This is a genomic window from Sphingomonas sp. BL-S-05 (genome assembly GCF_055521695.1).
Map to the genome: position 1 here is coordinate 100,557 of NZ_JBVFVS010000003.1, position 18,582 is coordinate 119,138.

The 18,582-nt window shown below is 62.6% G+C and carries 20 protein-coding genes, 2 pseudogenes and 1 other annotated feature; of the genes and pseudogenes, 17 read left to right on the plus strand and 5 right to left on the minus strand.

Translation table 11 applies throughout. The annotated features are described in order from the left end of the window. The first annotated feature begins 128 nt into the window (after nucleotides 1-128). Entirely contained in the window at nucleotides 129-689 is a 561-nt protein-coding gene (locus ACZ1JS_RS18745; protein WP_017184234.1) for a recombinase family protein, read from the plus strand. 84 nt (nucleotides 690-773) lie between these two features. Here the strand turns inward: ACZ1JS_RS18745 and ACZ1JS_RS18750 are convergent, their stop codons facing one another. From ACZ1JS_RS18750 to ACZ1JS_RS18765, 4 genes are all read right to left on the minus strand, one after another. After that, nucleotides 774-1,853 carry a Cj0069 family protein gene (locus tag ACZ1JS_RS18750; RefSeq protein ID WP_157838154.1) on the minus strand — a complete coding sequence of 360 codons (1,080 nt, stop codon included), beginning with the start codon at nucleotides 1,851-1,853 and terminating at the stop codon, nucleotides 774-776. An 88-nt stretch (nucleotides 1,854-1,941) separates the two neighbouring features. Next, nucleotides 1,942-2,610 carry a superoxide dismutase gene (locus ACZ1JS_RS18755; protein ID WP_017184236.1) on the minus strand — a complete coding sequence of 223 codons (669 nt, stop codon included), beginning with the start codon at nucleotides 2,608-2,610 and terminating at the stop codon, nucleotides 1,942-1,944. Between the two features lie 74 nt (nucleotides 2,611-2,684). Then, a complete protein-coding gene (chrA, locus tag ACZ1JS_RS18760) occupies nucleotides 2,685-4,082 on the minus strand; it encodes a chromate efflux transporter (protein ID WP_008603799.1) in 1,398 nt (465 codons plus the stop codon). Between the two features lie 2 nt (nucleotides 4,083-4,084). Beyond that, a complete protein-coding gene (locus ACZ1JS_RS18765) occupies nucleotides 4,085-5,035 on the minus strand; it encodes a chromate resistance protein ChrB domain-containing protein (RefSeq protein ID WP_025160483.1) in 951 nt (316 codons plus the stop codon). Nucleotides 5,036-5,203: 168 nt separating this feature from the next. Between ACZ1JS_RS18765 and ACZ1JS_RS18770 the strand changes: the two genes are divergently transcribed. The 13 genes and pseudogenes from ACZ1JS_RS18770 to ACZ1JS_RS18830 all read left to right on the plus strand — a co-directional run bounded on the left by ACZ1JS_RS18770 (nucleotide 5,204) and on the right by ACZ1JS_RS18830 (nucleotide 15,610). Then, nucleotides 5,204-6,094 carry a DUF1259 domain-containing protein gene (locus tag ACZ1JS_RS18770; RefSeq protein WP_465168880.1) on the plus strand — a complete coding sequence of 297 codons (891 nt, stop codon included), beginning with the start codon at nucleotides 5,204-5,206 and terminating at the stop codon, nucleotides 6,092-6,094. A 77-nt stretch (nucleotides 6,095-6,171) separates the two neighbouring features. Beyond that, nucleotides 6,172-6,495: a PepSY domain-containing protein gene (locus tag ACZ1JS_RS18775; RefSeq protein WP_202408384.1), complete on the plus strand. Its 324-nt coding sequence runs from the start codon at nucleotides 6,172-6,174 to the stop codon at nucleotides 6,493-6,495. A gap of 75 nt (nucleotides 6,496-6,570) precedes the next feature. Continuing rightward, nucleotides 6,571-6,897 carry a Rap1a/Tai family immunity protein gene (locus ACZ1JS_RS18780; protein WP_223178489.1) on the plus strand — a complete coding sequence of 109 codons (327 nt, stop codon included), beginning with the start codon at nucleotides 6,571-6,573 and terminating at the stop codon, nucleotides 6,895-6,897. Nucleotides 6,898-7,082: 185 nt separating this feature from the next. After that, nucleotides 7,083-7,559 (plus strand): annotated as a pseudogene (locus ACZ1JS_RS18785) (zinc-binding dehydrogenase); the annotation flags it as partial. A 129-nt stretch (nucleotides 7,560-7,688) separates the two neighbouring features. Beyond that, entirely contained in the window at nucleotides 7,689-9,293 is a 1,605-nt protein-coding gene (locus ACZ1JS_RS18790) for a sensor histidine kinase (RefSeq protein ID WP_293920464.1), read from the plus strand. Between the two features lie 16 nt (nucleotides 9,294-9,309). Continuing rightward, entirely contained in the window at nucleotides 9,310-9,669 is a 360-nt protein-coding gene (locus tag ACZ1JS_RS18795) for a response regulator (protein ID WP_293920467.1), read from the plus strand. 118 nt (nucleotides 9,670-9,787) lie between these two features. Then, a complete protein-coding gene (locus tag ACZ1JS_RS18800) occupies nucleotides 9,788-11,521 on the plus strand; it encodes a cytochrome c biogenesis protein DipZ (RefSeq protein ID WP_465168881.1) in 1,734 nt (577 codons plus the stop codon). Between the two features lie 58 nt (nucleotides 11,522-11,579). Beyond that, complete coding sequence (gene grxC, locus ACZ1JS_RS18805; protein WP_293920472.1) at nucleotides 11,580-11,852, plus strand: glutaredoxin 3; 273 nt, start codon at nucleotides 11,580-11,582, stop codon at nucleotides 11,850-11,852. A 44-nt stretch (nucleotides 11,853-11,896) separates the two neighbouring features. Continuing rightward, the gene (locus ACZ1JS_RS18810) at nucleotides 11,897-12,178 is read left to right on the plus strand and encodes a DUF427 domain-containing protein (RefSeq protein WP_293920475.1); all 282 of its coding nucleotides are present in this window, start codon (nucleotides 11,897-11,899) and stop codon (nucleotides 12,176-12,178) included. 27 nt (nucleotides 12,179-12,205) lie between these two features. Further along, the gene (argS, locus tag ACZ1JS_RS18815) at nucleotides 12,206-13,951 is read left to right on the plus strand and encodes an arginine--tRNA ligase (protein WP_293920477.1); all 1,746 of its coding nucleotides are present in this window, start codon (nucleotides 12,206-12,208) and stop codon (nucleotides 13,949-13,951) included. 139 nt (nucleotides 13,952-14,090) lie between these two features. Beyond that, on the plus strand, nucleotides 14,091-14,357 hold the full coding sequence (locus tag ACZ1JS_RS18820) for a hypothetical protein (RefSeq protein ID WP_293920480.1): 267 nt from the start codon (nucleotides 14,091-14,093) through the stop codon (nucleotides 14,355-14,357). 190 nt (nucleotides 14,358-14,547) lie between these two features. After that, a complete protein-coding gene (locus ACZ1JS_RS18825; protein WP_465168882.1) occupies nucleotides 14,548-15,048 on the plus strand; it encodes a Dps family protein in 501 nt (166 codons plus the stop codon). A gap of 22 nt (nucleotides 15,049-15,070) precedes the next feature. Further along, nucleotides 15,071-15,610, plus strand: coding sequence for a peptide-methionine (S)-S-oxide reductase (locus tag ACZ1JS_RS18830; protein ID WP_293920486.1), 540 nt, complete (start codon nucleotides 15,071-15,073; stop codon nucleotides 15,608-15,610). A gap of 369 nt (nucleotides 15,611-15,979) precedes the next feature. Here ACZ1JS_RS18830 and ACZ1JS_RS18835 read toward each other — a convergent pair. Continuing rightward, nucleotides 15,980-17,211, minus strand: a protein-coding gene (locus tag ACZ1JS_RS18835) for an IS3 family transposase (protein ID WP_465168883.1) whose coding sequence is annotated in 2 segments (ribosomal slippage) — nucleotides 15,980-16,920 and nucleotides 16,920-17,211 — 1,233 coding nt in all. Because the reading frame shifts where the segments join, the coding sequence is not laid out codon by codon here. Next, nucleotides 16,811-16,927 (minus strand) — a sequence feature (AL1L pseudoknot). (Overlaps the previous gene by 117 nt.) Before the next feature lie 51 nt (nucleotides 17,212-17,262). Here ACZ1JS_RS18835 and ACZ1JS_RS18840 point away from each other — a divergent pair. The 3 genes and pseudogenes from ACZ1JS_RS18840 to ACZ1JS_RS18850 form a co-directional block, all read left to right on the plus strand. Further along, nucleotides 17,263-17,649, plus strand: a pseudogene (locus ACZ1JS_RS18840) (DUF417 family protein); the annotation flags it as partial. 265 nt (nucleotides 17,650-17,914) lie between these two features. After that, nucleotides 17,915-18,196 carry an I78 family peptidase inhibitor gene (locus tag ACZ1JS_RS18845; RefSeq protein WP_293922809.1) on the plus strand — a complete coding sequence of 94 codons (282 nt, stop codon included), beginning with the start codon at nucleotides 17,915-17,917 and terminating at the stop codon, nucleotides 18,194-18,196. Beyond that, on the plus strand, nucleotides 18,189-18,581 hold the full coding sequence (locus ACZ1JS_RS18850) for a hypothetical protein (protein ID WP_465168884.1): 393 nt from the start codon (nucleotides 18,189-18,191) through the stop codon (nucleotides 18,579-18,581). Before ACZ1JS_RS18845 ends, ACZ1JS_RS18850 begins: the two co-directional genes overlap by 8 nt. Nucleotide 18,582 lies beyond the last annotated feature (1 nt).

Here is an 18,582-nt window from a genome sequence, read left to right on the forward strand (position 1 = left end):
GAGTATAGCCTAACCGGACGTCAGGATGCAGCGGCGGTTTCTGTCAGGATAGGGTTATGGCAAGCATTTATTGACGCATGTTCCGCCGTGTCATAGAATTCAACCTGACATTTTGACCGGAGGCGGCGATGAAAGGCCAGAGGATCGGTTACGTCCGGGTGAGCACATTCGATCAGAATGTCGATCGCCAGTTGGACGGGCAGTCGCTCGACCGGATTTTCACCGACAAGGCATCGGGCAAGGACATCAACCGCCCCGAACTCGATGCCATGCTCGCCTTCGCCCGCGAGGGTGACACCGTCGTGGTCCACAGCATGGATCGATTGGCGCGTAATCTCGACGATCTGCGCAAACTGGTTCAGTCCCTCACCAAAAGAGGCGTCCGGATCGAGTTCGTGAAGGAAAGCCTGGCCTTCTCGGGCGAGGATTCCCCGATGGCCAACCTGATGCTCTCGGTCATGGGTGCGTTCGCCGAATTCGAGCGCGCCCTGATCCGGGAGCGGCAGCGCGAAGGCATTGCGGTCGCCAGACAACGCGGTGCTTATCGCGGGCGGAAACGTTCCCTCTCCGACGAAATGGTCGCCGAGCTGCACCGCCGTGTTGATGACGGCGAGCGCAAGGCCGTCATCGCCCGTGACCTGGGGATCAGTCGCGAAACCCTCTACCAGTATCTCCGCGCTGCCACCTGAGCCGGTTTCACCCAGCCTCGCTCACCCTTAGGCTTGTCTGATTGATACGACCAATGTCACGTCTCTTGAATTGCTTGAATCATATCAATGAGGATTGGAGGTCTCCTTCGTCAAACGAATGGCAAGAGCGCGACCGATTGCCGCTGCGGCGACTGGCTGGACGGCGCTTGGCGGAAATGGTGCAACCGAACTAGCATTGATCTCGCAAAGCGCATAGGAGCCATCGCTGATGGCTTCACCAGGGCGAAATAGGAAGTCGGCGTCCCAAAGAAGCGGAAGATCGTGGTCGACGATCGACAGCAACCTTTGCATCTCTGGAATCCAGCGATCCTCCATCGCTTTCCGTAAGGCTGCGAAGCGCGTCACCTCCGGTCCGAACATGGCGCGGCCCATCGGCTGTGGGGTTGACGACGTTGTATCAATGGCCGTTGGCGTCATCAGCGCAGTGATCAGGTTGTGCCCAAAGCCAACCACTCGGTGCCCGCACACGTAGCAGCGGACCATGCCCTCGGACGACTGCGGCTGATAAGCCTGATCGATCAGCACGCCGCCGTCGTTTAGAAACGGCACCCACCTTTCCAAGCACTCGGCTAGGCTGATGCGCTCCGATTTGCTTCCTTGGCGGGCCTCTTGAACTTTCACCGACGTTTTCAAAGCCGGAGCGTTTCCCGCTTCGTCTAGTTGGACACGCCATACATTCCTGCCGCCGTTGCCGTAGTTCGGCTTCAGCACGCGCGGGCCTGCGGCAAGATGTTCGGGGAAACGAGCGCGAAGGCCTTCAGCGTCCACGTATCGATCGACATCGCTGCCCCATTCCATGGATCGCGTTGTGTAGAGCACTTCCTTGACGCCGATTTTGGCGATCACGTCAGGATGCGCGCTGACGACAACGCCGCACCCCGCGACTTCGCGCAGCATTGGATCGAGCTGCGAGCGGTCGCCTGAAATGTCCAACGGATTCACCCAGACCAGCACTGCGTCGCACGACAGCAGCTCGTCCCGAATCTCGCGAACCGCCTCGTCCCTGTACAGTACAGGCCTTGCGGTCGCCCCGAGCGCCCGCAAGGCCTGCATTATCGGCCACTGCCGGGCTTCATGAAAGCGATGCGTCCACTCGGCTGCTTGCCCACGCCAAAGAAGAGCGATGTTCGGGCCGGATGTCATTGTTGCATCTCCCCATCGGACCTGTCCCCTTTGTGGTCGCGAACTCAGGTGTCGCGCAGCAGTGGGTGTTAAGCCACGGCGGTCGGGTTCAGCCGCCGCCGCGCAAAGCCGCGGCATAGCGCCGGTCGACCACTTCCCAGTCGATGTTGCGGAAGAAGGCGTCGACATATTTGGCGGCGGCGGTGCCGTAATCCATGTGGAAACTGTGCTCGTACATATCGAGCGCGAGCAGCGGCACGCCGGCAATCGCACCGTGCATATGATCCCACGCCCAATGGTTGTGCAGCGAGCGCGTGTGGAGATTGTAGACGAGCACGCACCAGCCCGATCCGCCGGCAAGGCTCATCCCGGTACGGCGGAAGTCGGCTTCCCAGCGGTCGAACGAGCCGAACGCCGCGCCCAGCGCGTCGCGGATGGAACCGGCTGCCTGGCCGTTGCCGCCGAGCCCGTCGAAATAGACCTCATGGAGCACGACCGAGCCGGTGCGGTGCAGCTCCTCGCGCTTCAATCCGCCATAGACCACCGGCGGCAGGTCCGTGTCAGCGAGCGCGGCGGCAAGTCGTGTCTCGATCATATTCAGGGCCTTGACCGAGCCCGCATAATTGTTCTCGTGGTGCGATGTGATCAGCCTTTCGGAGAGGCCGTGAAGCCTGGCGGGATTGAACCTGAGCGGCTTGACCTGATGATTTCCGGCAAAGGCGGGGACAGCCGCCGGCGCTGCGGCCGGCGTCTGCGCAGAGGCTTCGTTGATAGTCATGGCGGCGGCTCCGATGCCAAGAGTTGCGATTGCACTGCGTCGGGAAAGATGGTCGATCGTCACGCGTCACTCCTTCAGATGATCATTACATATGCGGCCCCGAGGACCGAGCAGACGCCGAGCACCGGCAGCATGCCGGCCTTGAACCGGAACATGGCGAGTATCGCACCCACCGCGAGCGCCAGCGCCGGCCAGTTGACGGACGTTAGGACTGGGAGATCGATGGTGCCGGCTGCGAACGGCACTTCGCGGACTTGCTCGAACAGAGTGTGGATACCAAACCAGACCGCCAGATTGAGGATCACGCCGACCACTGCGGCGGTGATCGCCGAAAGCGCGGCCGACAATGCGCGGTTGCCGCGCAGCCGCTCGATGAATGGCGCGCCGGCGAAGATCCACAGGAAGCATGGCAGGAAGGTAACCCAGGTGGTGAGGATTGCGCCGAAGGTCGCGGCGACGAGCGGCGGCAGCCCGGTCGCTTCGCGGAAGGCCGCGAGGAAGCCGACGAACTGCGTCACCATGATCAGCGGCCCGGGCGTGGTCTCGGCCATGCCGAGCCCGTCGAGCATCTCGCCGGGCTGGAGCCAGCCATAGGTCTCGACTGCCTCCTGCGCGACATAGGCGAGCACCGCATAGGCGCCGCCGAAGGTCACCACCGCCATCTGGCTGAAGAAGGTGGCGATGCGGCTGAACACGTCGTCGGGGCCGAACGCGAACAGCAGCGCTGCGACCGGCCCGAGCCAGAGCAGCAGCAGGACGCCGGAGATGCGCAGCGACCAAGAGAGGTTCGGCCGGGCATGGTCGGGAAGGCCCTCGCCAAGAGCGGTGTCGCGGTCGTGGATTATCTCAGCGCCGGCGGGACCATGTCCGCCGCCGCCCTTGAATGCGGCGTAACCAGCGCGGCCACCGAAGAAGCCGATCAGCGCGGCGGCAAGCACGATCAGCGGGAAGGGCACGTCGAGCACGAAGATCGCGACGAACGCCAGCGCGGCAAAACCGCGCATGACGTTGTTCTTCAAGGCACGCGAACCCACCCGGACCACCGCCTGTAGCACCACCGCCAGCACGGCGGCCTTCAATCCGAAGAACAATCCCTCGACCAGCGCCACTTCGCCGAGCAGCACATAGACATAGCTGAGCCCTAAAATCGCGAGGAAGCCGGGCAGCACGAATAGCGCGCCCGCGACCAGGCCGCCCTTGGTCTTATGGAGCAACCAGCCAATATAGACAGCTAGCTGTTGCGCTTCAGGGCCGGGCAGCAGCATGCAATAGTTGAGCGCGTGGAGGAACCGCTCCTCGCCGATCCAGCGCTTCTCCTCGACCAGGATGCGATGCATCACCGCTATCTGGCCCGCCGGTCCGCCGAAGCTGAGCAGCGCGACCCTGATCCAGACGCGCACCGCCTCGCCAAAGCTGATGCCGTGCTCGTGCAGCGTCTCGACTGCGATTTCAGCGCGTGCGCTGGCCTCCATCTTTAGTCCTCTTTTCGCCGGGTGAAGTGAGCATAGAATCCGTCGAGCGCGGTCGATCCGCGCGCGATCCGCTCCTCGTCGTCGTCGGTGCCGGCACAGATGCCGGCGATAAGCGCGCTCACTCCCGGAGTTTCCGGGCGCTCGAACCGAGCATCGGCAATATCAAGGTCGTGAACAATTTCGCCGAGCGCCCGCAGCGCGGGGTCGGTCTCGAGACCGGTGAGGAACACCAAGGTCTCGAAGGAGCAGCGGTCGCCTTCGTGGGTGAACTCAGCGTCCGCCATGTCGAACCTCAGTTCGTCAGGCTCCGGCACATATCCTTTGCCCTCGACGAACTTGAAGCTCGCCTCGGGGTCGATGAAGCGGCGAATGAGCCAGGCGGACGCGATGCGATCGACATGGACATGGCGGCGCGTCACCCAAACGCGGCGCTTTAGCTCCGCCGGGGTCAGCTCGGGCGCACCGGGGCCGCTCACATCGGGATGTTGGTGAGAGCGGCGGTCCGCCTCGGTGATGGCGGCCTGTGCCGCCTGCCGACCATGCGCACCGAAAAAGTCGATCGCGGCGACCTCGTTCAGGCGTTTGCGCAGGCGGCCCACATCCGCCGCCGCGACATACTCGCCCTCACACAGCGCGCGCGCCTCGCGTGCCAACTCCTCATAGTCGGCGTCACGCGCAGCGTCGAACACTCCGCGCAGCTCCGCATCGCCCATGCCGCCGACAAGGCGCGCTTCGAGGATCAGCGCCTCGCCGCCATTTTCGGTGATCTCGCGATGCAGTTCTTCGAACAGCGCGCGCGTGTCCTCGCGATTGGGGAGCGCATGGACGGCGTTCTTGAGCGGCGCGGCCCCGATCGCCTGCAAACGCCGCCAGACCTTCACCCGCAAATAGGCAGGCTTAGCCGGAAGCTGCGGGATCAGGAGCAACCAAGGGGAAGCTTGTGTGTTTGTCATAGTTGTATCGTCACTAGCCTACAAGTGTAAGGGTTGCATCACAACCCTCATGAACATAGGACTGCTTATCCCGAAGAAAGAAACCGGAGCGCAATGTCGCGGCTCGCCGGCGGCGCGCTCGCATGACGTGAGGCTTTCCGTGTCGAGTGCGCTGATGAAGGATCAATTATGCTGAAAAAGACCATCGCCTTGGGATTCGCCAGCCTCCTGCTGGCAAGCCCGGCATGGGCAGCGCCGGACTGGTCGGCTGTCGACCGGGCGATAGGACGAGCGGGGGCCGAACAGCCGGGGGGCGTTCACCGCTACAGCTTCCCGCGTTCGGACCTGAGCGTCACGCTGGATGGGGTGACGATCAAGCCCTCCCTCGCGCTCGGCTCTTGGGCGGCGTTTCAGCCGATGGGCGACGAGGCGATGGTGATGGGCGATCTCGTGCTGACCCACGACGAGGTGAACCCCGTTTTGAGCCGCCTGCTCGCAAGCGGTTTTACGACCACCGCGCTCCACAATCACCTGCTCCGCTCTTCGCCTGCGACCATGTACATGCACATTGCCGGCCACGGCGACCCGGTGAAGCTCGCGGCCGCGCTCCGGCAAGCGCTATCAGCCAGTCGGACCCCGCTCGCCGCGCCGCAATCGCCTTCGGCCAGCGCAGCCGCATCGCGGCTCGACCTCGATGTGGCCGCGCTCAACCGGTTGATGGGCGGTGAGGGCAAGACGGCCGGTGGCATCCTCCAATACAGCTTTCCGCGCGCCGAGCGGCTGATGGACGGCGATATGGAGACTCCGCCGACGATGGGCACGGCGACCGCGATCAACTTTCAGCCAACCGGGGACGGCCGAGCCGCCATCACCGGCGATTTCGTACTTGTCGCAAACGAGGTCGATCCGGTCCTGCGCGTGCTGCGGACGAACGGGATCGAGGTCACGGCGCTGCATAATCATATGCTAAACGACGAGCCGCGGCTGTTCTTCATGCACTTCTGGGCCAACGACGACGCAGCCAAGCTCGCCCGTGGGCTGCGCGCGGCGCTCGACAGGATGAACAATCAGAGGAGTTGAACTCGGACGACGGCTCATTGGGCCGTAACCGCCGCCCGCCCGACCCCACGGCCCTTATGCAGGAAGTGGAATGGAACATGGCTAGCAAACGAACTCTCACTGTTGTCGCAGGCGTGGGCGCGGCCGCGCTGGCGATCGCGGGCGTGGCGATCGCGCAAAACCACGAGGCGAACGAAAACCGGATAATCGGCAAGCACAGCGAACGAGACATCCCGCTTGCTCAGGTGCCCGAGGCCGCGATGAACGCGGCACGCGCGCAACTCGCGTCAATAAGCAAAGCGGAGCAAGTCACCCGAAAGGCGGACGGAAGCACGCTCTATGAAATCAAGGGCAAGAACAGCGACGGAAAGACGATCGAACTGTTCGTCACGCCCGAAGGCCAGGTGCTCGGCCGCGAATGATGGATCAGCACGGGGCGCCGGCCGTCGAGGGCCGTGCGCCCCTTCCGAAATGATACTGCGGAATAGGAGACGAAAATGCGGCCAAGGCGATGGATATTGTTATGCGCCGCTTTGGCCGCCCTGCCTGATAGTGCGATCGGCCAAACCGAACCCGCGTCGGCGACGGGCTCGGCGTTGTTCGTAAGCTGTCAAGCGAATGAGCCGCGATGCGGCGCTTACCTCCAAGGCGTGCTCGACATGATGATCGTCGCGCGAAAAGCGGAATGCCGCGCTCCACGCTATGACCGATCGGCGCTGCGCGCGGCATATTTACGCTGGGCGGAGCAGAATAGCTATTTTATGAGTGTTCATATGGTGGCCGGAGCTGAACGCTCGTTAGCGAAGGCTTGGCCATGTCAGTAGCATCGTACCCCGCGGCGTAGCCTGCCCGGCGGCTGCCTTTGAGGGCAGGCGGAGCGTCCGCCTGGCGGTGAATTCCGCCAGCTCAACGATCCCATGTCGCGCCTCAAGCTCGCTAATTAGCCGATGTTCGCATTATGTCTGCCAAATCGTTGTCTGGCGCACAAACCTTGAGGTGACGCCCCAGTGCGTCTGGCCGTCACGAGGCTTTCCTGCACGATCTCGGCGCAGACGAGTTCATCGATTACACAAAAACCCCGCCTGAGAAGGTCGTGCGTGGCGTGGACCTGGTTGTCGATGCTGTCGGTGGCCCCACAGCGAACCGCTTTCTGCAGACGATCCGGCGCGGCGGTGCGCTGTTTCCCATCTTCCCGTTGGGATTCGCCGGTCACGACGAGGCTGCTGACCTTGGCGTCACGGTATCCGCGACGCAGGTGCGCTCGAATGGCCGACAACTCGCCGAGCTTGGCCGTTTGCTCGGTGATGGCACCATACGCGTCGCCGTGGATAGCACGTTCCCGCTCGACCAGGCGGCGGCGGCCCACGAGCGCGCCGCGGCCGGGCACATCCAAGGCAAGATCGTGCTCACTGTCGATGACGCGGAGCAGGGACATAAGCAGCCGGACGCCACGACGAGCTGGCCTCCGCGAATTCACGGACATTGAAGCGGTGACCTTTGACCAGTTCCTTCCTCGACCCTACCGGCGGCTCACACGCGCGCTGAACATGTGGTGCGTCACCCACACCCCGATCGGCGGCGCACCAGCACAGCAAGCTTCGCTCAGGGCGGACCGATGATCGTCAGCGCGGAAGCCGCAAACGCGCGGGGTGCTCAACGCGCCAGCGCCCTTGCCGACCTGATGGTTCTCGACACACCTGAGGAACCGGCCTTTGACGACCTCGTCTTTATGGCCGCGAAAGCTTGCAACGTCCCGATCGCGCTCATCACTCTGCTCGACGTCGATCGGCAATGGTTCAAAGCCAAGTACGGCCTCGACGTTCGCGAGACGGAAATCGACCACTCCGTATGTCAGATCGAGATCGATCGTGGAGACATGCTGGAAATCACGGACCTGACCGCTGATCAGCGCACCAAGCGCAACCCACTCGTCACCGGCGGTCGACACTTTCGGGCGTATGCCGGAGCACCGCTGATTCTACGTTCAGGGGCAATCGTCGGCCGTCTGTGCGTCATCGACACCGAGCCGCGGCCGGAAGGGTTGAACGAGCTTGAGCGAGCGATGCTGCGAGCTCTTGCCCGCCTCGCGAGCGAGAATCTTGAACTTCGTCGTACCGCAAAGGCGAGCGAACGTCTGACGGAGTTGCAAGCCGCCTTGGTCGATATCGGCGAGGCTATTCGCAATAGTGAGGATGCCGGGCAGATGGCATCAGCCACCGCCGCCATTGTCGGGCGGGTCCTCAGCGCAGATCGCGCCGGCTTGGGCCTGATCGATGACGCTGTGGAGATGCTCGACGTCGAAAGTGACTGGACTGCTCCAGGTATCCCCAGCGTCGCCGGACGACACGCGCTCGACGAATATGACGGCTTGCAAGAGCCTCTCTCCTACGGCGATCCGCTGGTCGTCTCAGATGCCTTTGCCGACGAACGCACATCTCCCAACCTAGCGCTCGCCATGCGCAACGGGGTGCGAGCGCTTGTCGATGTGCCGGTGCGGGACCTTGGCCGGACGACCGCCCTGTTCTTCGTTCATTCGGCACGCCCGAGATATTGGCTCGCAGAAGAGATCGCGTTTCTCCGCAGCGTCGCCGATCGGCTCGAGGCCGGCGTGGCGCGTCATCGCTCAGAGGAGCAGCAGCGGATCGTCAATGGTGAGATCGCGCACCGGCTCAAGAATATGCTGACCATGGTTCAGGCAATCGCGAGCCAGACGCTTCGATCCGCGAGTGACCGTGAGTCCGTTTATTCCTTCGAGCGCCGCCTCATGGCTTTGAGCGCCGCGCATGACGCTCTCCTCCAAAATAGCTGGGCCCAGGCTGATCTCGCAGCGATTGCGACCACCGTAATCGAGGCGATCGGGTTCATGGACCGGGTCAGGATGGACGGGCCCCCCGTCGCGCTCGGGCCACAGGCAGCGCTGTCCTTCTCCCTGATTGTGCATGAGCTTCTGACGAACGCCTGCAAATACGGATCCCTGAAGGGCGAGAGCGGTAATGTCTCGCTGACGTGGGAGATAGAGAGCAACGATGGCGGCGAGTGCCTCATGGTCAAATGGCGCGAATGGGGTGGACCGCTTGTCATCCCACCGACGCGACGCGGCTTCGGCTCGAAGCTCATCGGCATCGGTCTAGTCGGCACTGGCGGGGTTGATATCCGCTACGAACCGGATGGCTTTGCGGCCGATCTGCAAGCCCCGATGCGCCATTTGACGAAGGGCTGACGGAGGGATGTGCATAATGATGAGCCCTGTGGTTCTCGTCGTGGAAGACGAGCCACTTGTTCGGCTGTTCGCTTCAGAAATAATCGAAGAAGACGGCTTCGAAGTCCTGCAGGCGGCTGATGCCACCGAGGCGATCGTCACACTGGAAGCACGCCTAGATGTGCGTGTCGTCTTCACCGATGTGGATATGCCGGGCGGAATCGATGGAATCATGCTCGCTAGCTGCATTCGCGAGCGCTGGCCCGACATCCGGATCATAATCACGTCCGGCAGGCCGTGGCCGGCGGAAACCGAGCGGCCGAAGGACGTGATCTTCTTCCCGAAACCATATCGTCAGGACCGGGTGCTGGAGACGGTCCGGAAGATGGCCGCATGATGGTCAGCGCCTGCGCGCTCTGCATCAACGCCGACGCGCGCTCGAGCAACATGCCGGGACGACTCGCCCATAACCGGCGACCTCGGCTACTCCGATCGTCCGAGAGGGGTCGCGCGTCATGCTGTTGCTAACCCTCTCTTACCTCGCCGGCGTGCTGACGATCATCAGCCCGTGCATCCTGCCGGTGCTCCCCTTCGTGTTCGCGCGAGCGGGCCAGCCGTTCATGCGCAGTGGTTTGCCGCTTCTTCTGGGAATGGCAGTGACGTTCGCGGGGGTGGCGACGCTGGCGGCCGTCGGAGGCAGCTGGGCCGTACAGGCGAACAGCCTCGGAAGAGCGGTGGCGCTGCTGATACTGGGCCTGTTCGGTCTGATGCTGGCGTTCCCCGCGCTCGCCGATCGAGCCACACGACCGATCGTCAGCCTGGGCGCGCGGCTTACGGAAGCGGCGGGCCCGGAGCGGACTGGCGGCAGCTTCTGGGCATCACTGCTCCTCGGGGTAGCCACCGGTCTTCTCTGGGCGCCGTGCGCCGGCCCTATTCTGGGGTTGGTACTGACGGGGGCCGCGTTGCAAGGTGCCACTATCGGCACATCGCTACTGCTGCTGGCCTACGCCGCCGGCGCAGCAACATCGCTCGCACTGGCGCTGCTCATCGGCGGACGCGTGTTCGTTGCGATGAAGCGGTCGATCCGCGTCGGAGAGTGGTTCCGCCGCTCTCTTGGCGCGCTGGTGCTTCTCGCCGTGGCCGCCATCGCCCTGGGACTCGACACCGGTCTGCTGACCAGGCTCTCGCTCGCCGGCACATCGACTGTCGAACAGCGGCTTCTGGACAGCCTCCGGCCGGACGATCGCTCGGAGCAGACCAGCACCCTCGGAGATGGCCCGCTAGGCTTCGAGGGGGAGTTGCCGCCGCTTTCCGGCGCGACAGGCTGGCTGAACTCCCCGCCGCTCTCGCGTGAATCATTGCGCGGCAAGGTCGTGCTCATAGACTTCTGGACATACAGCTGCATCAACTGTTTGCGGACCTTGCCCTATGTCAGAGCGTGGGAAGCGAAGTACCGGGAGGCCGGCCTTGTCGTGATCGGGGTGCACGCACCCGAGTTCGCTTTCGAAAAGGATTTTGGGAACGTCGCAAAGGCTGTGCGTGATCTTGGCATCGCCTACCCGGTCGCACTCGATAACAATCATGCGATCTGGCGCGACTTCAACAACAGCTATTGGCCAGCCCACTACTTCATCGATGGCCATGGCCGCATCCGATATCATCATTTCGGTGAGGGCAATTACGCTGAGTCCGAGAAAGTCATTCAAAGGCTTTTGGCCGAGAATGGTCGCGCTGTCGGCGACATGCGGACCGTCACTGTACGCACTAAGGGAGCCTCCGCGGCCGCGAGCTGGAACGACGTACGCTCGGCCGAGACTTACCTAGGGCATCTGCGAGGTGAGCGTTTCGCGTCGCCGGGCGGGCTCGTGCGCGACACGGTACACGAGTATGTCGCACCGCCGCGACTGCCTCTGAATAAGTGGGCCTTGGCCGGACACTGGCTTGTAGGATCGGAATATGGCTCGGCCCAATCGACCGGTGCTCGCATCATCTATCGCTTTCATGCCCGCGACGTGCATCTCGTGCTCGGCCCTCCCGCGACGGGCCAACGGGTACGGTTCCGCGTGACGATCGATGGCAAGCCACCGGCGGGAGATCGTGGCACGGATATCGATGACGCCGGTAACGGCATGATCGAAGGGCAGCGTCTCTATCAGCTGGTGCGGCAGAAGGGCGCCGTCCGTGAACGCACCTTCGCGATCGAGTTTCTTGACCCCGGCGCTCAGGCTTTTGCGTTCACCTTCGGCTGAGATGATGTGCCGGAAGCATCGCAATCGACCTCGACCACAAACGATCGGAGACATAGCCGTGACGCCCGACATTCTCCTCTACACGACCAGCTGGTGCCCCTTCTGCAGGCGCGCGAAGGCACTGCTCACCGAGAAGGGTCTCAAATGGACTGAACGCGACATCGAGGACGACCCGGCTCAACGGCAGGCAATGGTTGAGGCGGCGGGCAGGAGCAGCGTTCCGCAGATATTCATCAACGGCGAGCACATCGGGGGCTCGGATGACCTCCTGGAGCTCGATGCCCGAGGCGGGCTCGACAAGCTTCTCGCCGGCCAGGCCTCCGCCACCTGATCCATGGGACCGCTCAGCCATGTCTGGGAGCGAAGGAGGACACAATGGTCTCGGCAGTTTGGAACGACGCCACTATCGCAGCGAGCGACAAGACCGTGATTGTCGAGGGCAATCACTACTTCCCGCCTGAGACGGTCGATCAAAGCCGGTTGGAGGAAAGCGATCATTCGTCCGTCTGTCCGATAAAGGGCCGTGCACGGTATTATCACATTCGGGTGGGCCGAGAGCGCAACCTGAACGCGGCTTGGGCTTACCCAAACCCGACCGCGAACGCCGAGGCGATCAGAGATCACGTCGCATTCTGGAAAGGCGTCGAGGTTGCGTAGCGGGCTCTTCGCAGAGAGTGGCATTTGATGCCGGCTACGCTTCACGCTCGCGTCTACCGGCGCCTTGAGCTTGCGCTCGATGCGCTGGAGGGGTCTGGCAATCTTCCGGCTGGGCTCGCTCGGGCCGGTTTGACGTTGGAAACGCCGCACAGCGCAGCTCACGGCGATCTGTCGACCAATGCCGCTATGGTGCTGGCCAAGGTCGCAGGCGTCTCCCCCCGGCGGCTCGCCGAGACCTTGGCACGGCGGCTGGCGGCGATCGACGAGGTGGCCGACGTCGAGGTTGCTGGGCCGGGATTCATCAATCTGCACCTGACCGACGACGCGTGGCGCGACGAGCTGGTGGCGATCGCGGAAGGGGGCGAACGATATGGAGGATCCGACTCCGGTGCTGGCAAGACGGTAAACGTCGAATATGTGTCGGCCAATCCGACAGGCCCGATGCACATGGGCCATTGCCGCGGTGCGGTTGTCGGAGACGCGCTGGCGAACCTGCTAGCTTTCACCGGACACCGGGTGATCCGTGAGTATTATGTCAACGACGCTGGAGGACAGGTGGACGTCCTCGCCCGCTCCGTGCATCTTCGCTACCTTGAGGCGCTGGGCGACAGCGTAGTCGATATTCCGGAAGGCCTTTATCCCGGCGACTACCTCAAGCCCGTTGGCCACTCCCTGGCGGCGGACTACGGCGACCGTTACCGAGATGCGCCGGAGGCCGCTTGGCTGGTAACTTTCCGCTCGCGCGCCGTCGCCGCGATGATGGAGATTATCCGCGACGATCTTGCTCTGCTCGGCATTCATCATGATCGCTTCGCATCGGAAGCCGACCTTCTCGCTGCAGGGAAGCCCGCCGCCGCTGAAGGTTGGCTACGCGAGCGCGGCCTGATCTATGACGGCGTCCTTGAACCGCCCAAGGGAGAAGCGCCGGAAGGATGGCAACCAATCGAGCTGCCGCTTTTTCGCTCCACTAGCTTCGGCGACGACCAAGACAGACCCATCCGCAAGGCGGACGGTAGCTGGACCTATTTCGGCACCGATCTCGCCTATCACTTCGAGAAATCTCGCGATGCCGATGAGATAGTCAACATCTGGGGTGCGGACCACGCGGGCACGGTAAAGCGCATTGTGGCGGCCACCGCGGCACTTACCGAGGGGCGCAGCCGCTTTGATGTCAAGTTGGTGCAGATCGTCCGGCTGCTTCGCGACGGCGCCCCGGTCAAGATGTCGAAGCGCGCCGGCAACTTCGTGACGCTCGCCGACGTCGTGCGCGAGGTCGGCAAGGATGCCGTCCGCTTCACTATGCTGACCCGCAAGGCGGAGGCGCCGATGGATTTCGACTTCGCTAAGGCAGTCGAGGCTTCACGGGATAACCCGGTCTTCTATGTTCACTACGCCCACGCACGCATCCAGTCGCTTTCTCAGCGAGCAAGCGAGGCCGGAATCGTGTTAACCGGCGATCCCGACTTAACCCCGTTGGACAGCCAGGACTTAACTCTCGTCAAGTTGGCAGCCCAGTTTCCGCGAGTAGTGGAGGCGGCCGCGTCGGCGCGCGAGCCGCATCGGATCGCCTTCTTCCTTGCCGATCTCGCGGCGGCTTTCCACGCCGCTTGGAACGCGGGCATCGATGATCCAGGGCGCCGTTTCATACGTGACGACAACCTGCCGATCAGCCGCGCACGACTCTTCCTGGCAGGCGCCATCGGGCAGGTTTTTCGTAACGGCCTTGCGCTGATGGGCGTCGAGCCTGTGCAGCATATGCCCAGAACGCCGTGACCTGTAATCAGGGAGACAAGGTCGCTGCGCAGGCGCTGGTCAAGCAGGCTGCCCTGCTATTCGGCGCGCCTGCTGCGGGTCCGCCATCGCGCCCGCCCCCCTTCGGAAGCGATTTTCGGTAATGCATCAACTATCTGGAATGGCGGATGCCGCGTTCGAGGCAGCGCTGGAGCGGCTACCGCGGGGCTTCAGCGAAGGGTTTTTCGACGGCCGCCGCTACGGCGTGACGGTACAGCGATCTCACGACGGTCGGCGCAACAGCTTGTTTGCGAGAGATCTCGCCGGCACCGATATCGTAAGCTTTAACCTGTACCGTATGCTGGACGGCGACACGTTGCTGAGACCTTGCGAGATGTCGTCGCAGAAGGTGGTGAACTTTGTGCTCGGATTCACGCCCGCTGAGTAGCTATAATCTCGCGATCTTTGCGAGATCGGGGACGCTTTTGCTATCCGCTCACACGGTCTCTCAAGGCTATGGAAACTATAGCCGCTAGTCATTGGACTTCGATCCGGGGCAAACTCATTCTGTTGATCTCTACGGCCGAAAGGGAATCGATATCGGCTCCTGTGAAAGCCACCGATCAGGGAGCCTCTCGATGACCAATGCCAGCCCTGCGCCAGTCGCAACCCCGACCGACCTTGACGAGTCCGCGACGATGACCGTGGCGGACGCTCTCAAGATCATCCTGGCGAACAGCTACGCGGTCTACCTCAAGACCAAGAATTTCCATTGGCATGTCTCTGGGCCCTATTTCAGGGACTACCACCTTCTCCTTGATGAGCAGGCGGCCGAGATCCTCGCTGTCACCGACGCCATCGCCGAGCGCGCCAGAAAGACGGGCAACCGAACACTGACTTCGATCGGCGACATAGCACGCCACCAAACGATCAAGGACAATGATGCCGAGATCGTGACGCCACAGGAGATGCTGGCCGAGCTGAGGGCCGATAACCTGCATATGGTGGAAGCGTTTCGGCGGGCTAAGGAGGTCGCGGATGAGGCGAAGGATAACGCCACCTCTGGCCTCGTTGACACTTGGACCGATGAGGCTGAGCGTCGTGCCTGGTTCCTGTTTGAAGCCAGCCGGCCCGCCTGACGAGCGATACTGAAGGTAGAAGATGATGAAGGTTGGCCTTGGTGGCGGTTGCCACTGGTGCACCGAGGGCGTGTTTCAGGCACTGCGAGGTGTCGCCCGGGTCGATCAGGGGTTTTTGCAATCTGAGCCACCGGCGGACACCTGGGCCGAGGGCGTTGTCGTGGCCTTTGACCCGTCCGCCATCAGTCTGGGGACGCTCGCCGAAGTGCATCTCAGAACACACTCTTCCAGCAGAGCACGTTCACCCCGCGGAAAGTACCGCAGCGCGATCTATATCTTCGAGCCTGGCCAACGTTCCGAGGCTGAGCAGGCTGTCCGCCGGTTCGCGGCCCAGGCTGCAAAGGATATTCACACGCAGGTGATGCCCTTCGTCGGCTTCCGGCCGTCGGACGAACGCTACCTAAACTACTATCGCACCGATCCCAGCCGGCCATTCTGTCGCCGGTACATAGATCCGAAACTCGATCTCATCCGACGCGAGTATGCGGATATCGCGCTGACTGACTTTCACGAGCTTGGCGAGGCGCCAAGCGACGCCGACGCTCACAAGGTTGGCGGCTGAACCTCGCTGAGAAGCTATCGGTTCTGACGGATCGACAGCCAAAATGAGATACTGTATATGCGTCGCGCATATTAATCAGGATTTTCGGTTGGCATCTCCTCGTTCCAAGCGGATGCGGTCTAAAATGGGTCGCGCAGGTCAAGACCTGTATCGCGAGGTGTCCGTGATCATGCGCCGGGCCGAGCTTCTACGGCGTATTCGTGCGGCCAGGCGGCAAGACACGGGACGAATGCTCAATTTGATGAGGTCCAAGTTTCTGATTGCCGAGTGGGCCAGAGGGGACCTGGCTCTGCTGCGATGGGCGCTCGTCCTAGTGTTGCTCTGGTCCGGTGAACCGCCCCGGGTTTGCCGGAGGCCATGGGTTGTGAGTTACGCTGCCATATCGATGATGTCCGCAGAAGCATAATATTGCTCTTCGGCTTCGGCAGGCGGGATGTTGCCGATGGGTTCGAGCAGGCGACGATGGTTGAACCAGTCGACCCATTCGAGAGTGGCATATTCGACGGCTTCGAAGCTGCGCCAAGGTCCTCGCCTGTGGATGACCTCCGCCTTGTAGAGGCCGTTGATTGTCTCGGCCAAAGCGTTGTCGTAGCTGTCGCCGACGCTGCCAACTGATGGCTCTATCCCGGCTTCGGCGAGGCGCTCGGTGTATTTGATGGAGACGTATTGCGACCCACGGTCGCTATGATGGACGAGACCGCTTCGATGGGCCGGCCGGCGGTCATGAAGCGCTTGTTCCAAAGCATCGAGGACGAAGCTGGCATGCGCTGTCCTGCTCGCTCGCCAGCCGACGATGCGTCTCGCGTAAGTGTCGATGACGAAGGCGACATAGACGAACCCCGCCCAGGTAGCGACGTAGGTGAAATCCGACACCCACAGCATGTTCGGCGCCGGCGCGTAGAACCTGCGGTTGACGTGATCCAGCGGGCACGACGCTGCTTTGTCGCTCATCGTCGTGCGAACCGGCTTGCCCCGGATCACGCCCTGTAGACCCATATCGCGCATCAGCCGCTCGATGGTGCAGCGGGCGACCGGGAAGCCCTCGCGCATCATCTGCCGCCAGACCTTGCGGACGCCGTAGACCGCGAAGTTCTCGGCGAACACGCGAGCCACCTCGGGCTTGAGAACCTGATCCCGCTGCGCCCGCGCCGACAGGCGCATTGGATCCTGCCGCTGCGCGACACGCTCGAAATACGTCGATGGGGCGATCGGCAAGACGCGGCAGATCGGCTCGACCCCATAGGCTTTACGGTGATCGTCGATGAAGGCGATCATCGCCGGAACGGGCGGTCGAGCTCCGCCTGGGCAAAATATGCGGATGCCTTGCGGAGGATCTCGTTGGCCTGTCGCAGCTCGCGGACTTCGCGTTCCAGCGCCTTCATCTTGTCGGCAACTTCGGTCGGGACGCCAGCGCGCTTGCCGCTGTTCACCTCCGCCTTCTTTATCCACTCATGCAGCGTCTGCGGAACGCAGCCGACCTTCTCGGCAATGGAAACTACCGCTGCCCATCGCGATGGGTGATCGCGCTCGTGATCCAGCACCATCCGTACCGCTCGCTCGCGGACCTCAGGTGAGAACTTATTCGTCGTCTTGCTCGTCATAGCCCCTTCCTCTCAGGAGTTGGGGCCTCCGACAAACCCGGGGCGGTTCACGGCGCCATGAAGTTCACAGCCTACGACGCCTACAACATCGCTCCTTTGATCGCCGAAAGTCCGATCCTAAGCTGGCTGAGCATGTTCGGGGTGCAGGGCGAGAGCAACTTCATTGGTTTCATACAGCTTGCGACCGCATTCGCCCTAACTGCAGGAGCTTTCAGCGCTTTGTTCTCGGCGCTCGGAGCAGCCATGTCGATGTGTTTCTCGCTGATCACGCTGTCCTTTTTCGTTACTACGCCAGGAGTGGCAGAGACCTCCGCGGGCGGGTTTCCGGCGATCTCGACAGTGCCCGGCCAATTCCTGCTCAAGGACGCGGTGCTGCTCGCCGCGTCCCTCGTCCTGCTTCTGAACTCCTTCCGTCAACAGCGAGATAGTGGATCCTAACCCTCTTCGGAGGTGCGGACGCCCACAGTGGACCGATCTGACGTCCGGCAGCACTTCCGCTTACTAAAACGGGGCGCAACAGTGCTCCAACGGGATGACGAGCATCTGCCTCCCCTTCCCTCTCCGACTGGCCGGTTCGACACCCCAGTCGTGCTGCAGCACGCTCTTGGCTGCCCCTTTGAGCGAGGGATCGCAAGCGGGCTACGTCTCTCGTTCATGTACGAACCGCTATTGGCCGGGTAGTGTCACGGATGAAGGTACAACGATGAAGTTGATGGTGATCAGCTTGCTGATGATGTCGTTCGCGGTAAGCGCCTGTGCCGCTAACCGCGCGGGCGACCACGTCGTATCGGGCAAATGTGACGCCGAAGGTGCTGCGCGCCTTGTGGGCGAAGTCGCGCCTGACGACCGCACAATTCTCCGCCGCACCGGCAGTACGATAGTCCGACGGATCGCACCTGGCGACCAAGTGACGCAGGATTATCGTCTCGAGCGCGTAACCGTATCGATCGCGGAAGGTCGGGTAGTCTCCGCTTCCTGTGGCTGAGCTCCGATCGCAGGTGAAAAGGCTGTTCCTCTCAGCTGTTGTATTGTCGCTCGCAGGCTGCGCTGCGCAGAGGCCGATCGAAGGCCCGGTCAGATTGGGGCAGATCGCCTTCGTGGGTGGGCCGAAGGTTCGGCCGGAAAAGGTCATCGAGGACAGCCGCTGCCCAGAAAATGTTCAATGTGTCTGGCCAGGGCGCCTGATCGTTCGCGTGACAGTCCTGGGAGGGGGCTGGTCTAGGCAGCTCGACCTCACGCATGGCGTCCCTGTCGCTGTCGCCGATGGGAACCTCACACTCGTGGCCGCAACGCCGCCGACAAGTTCCAGCCACCTGACCCCGCAGCCCTTGCCCTACCGCTTCACGTTCAGCTTTCAAGGCGGGCTGTAAT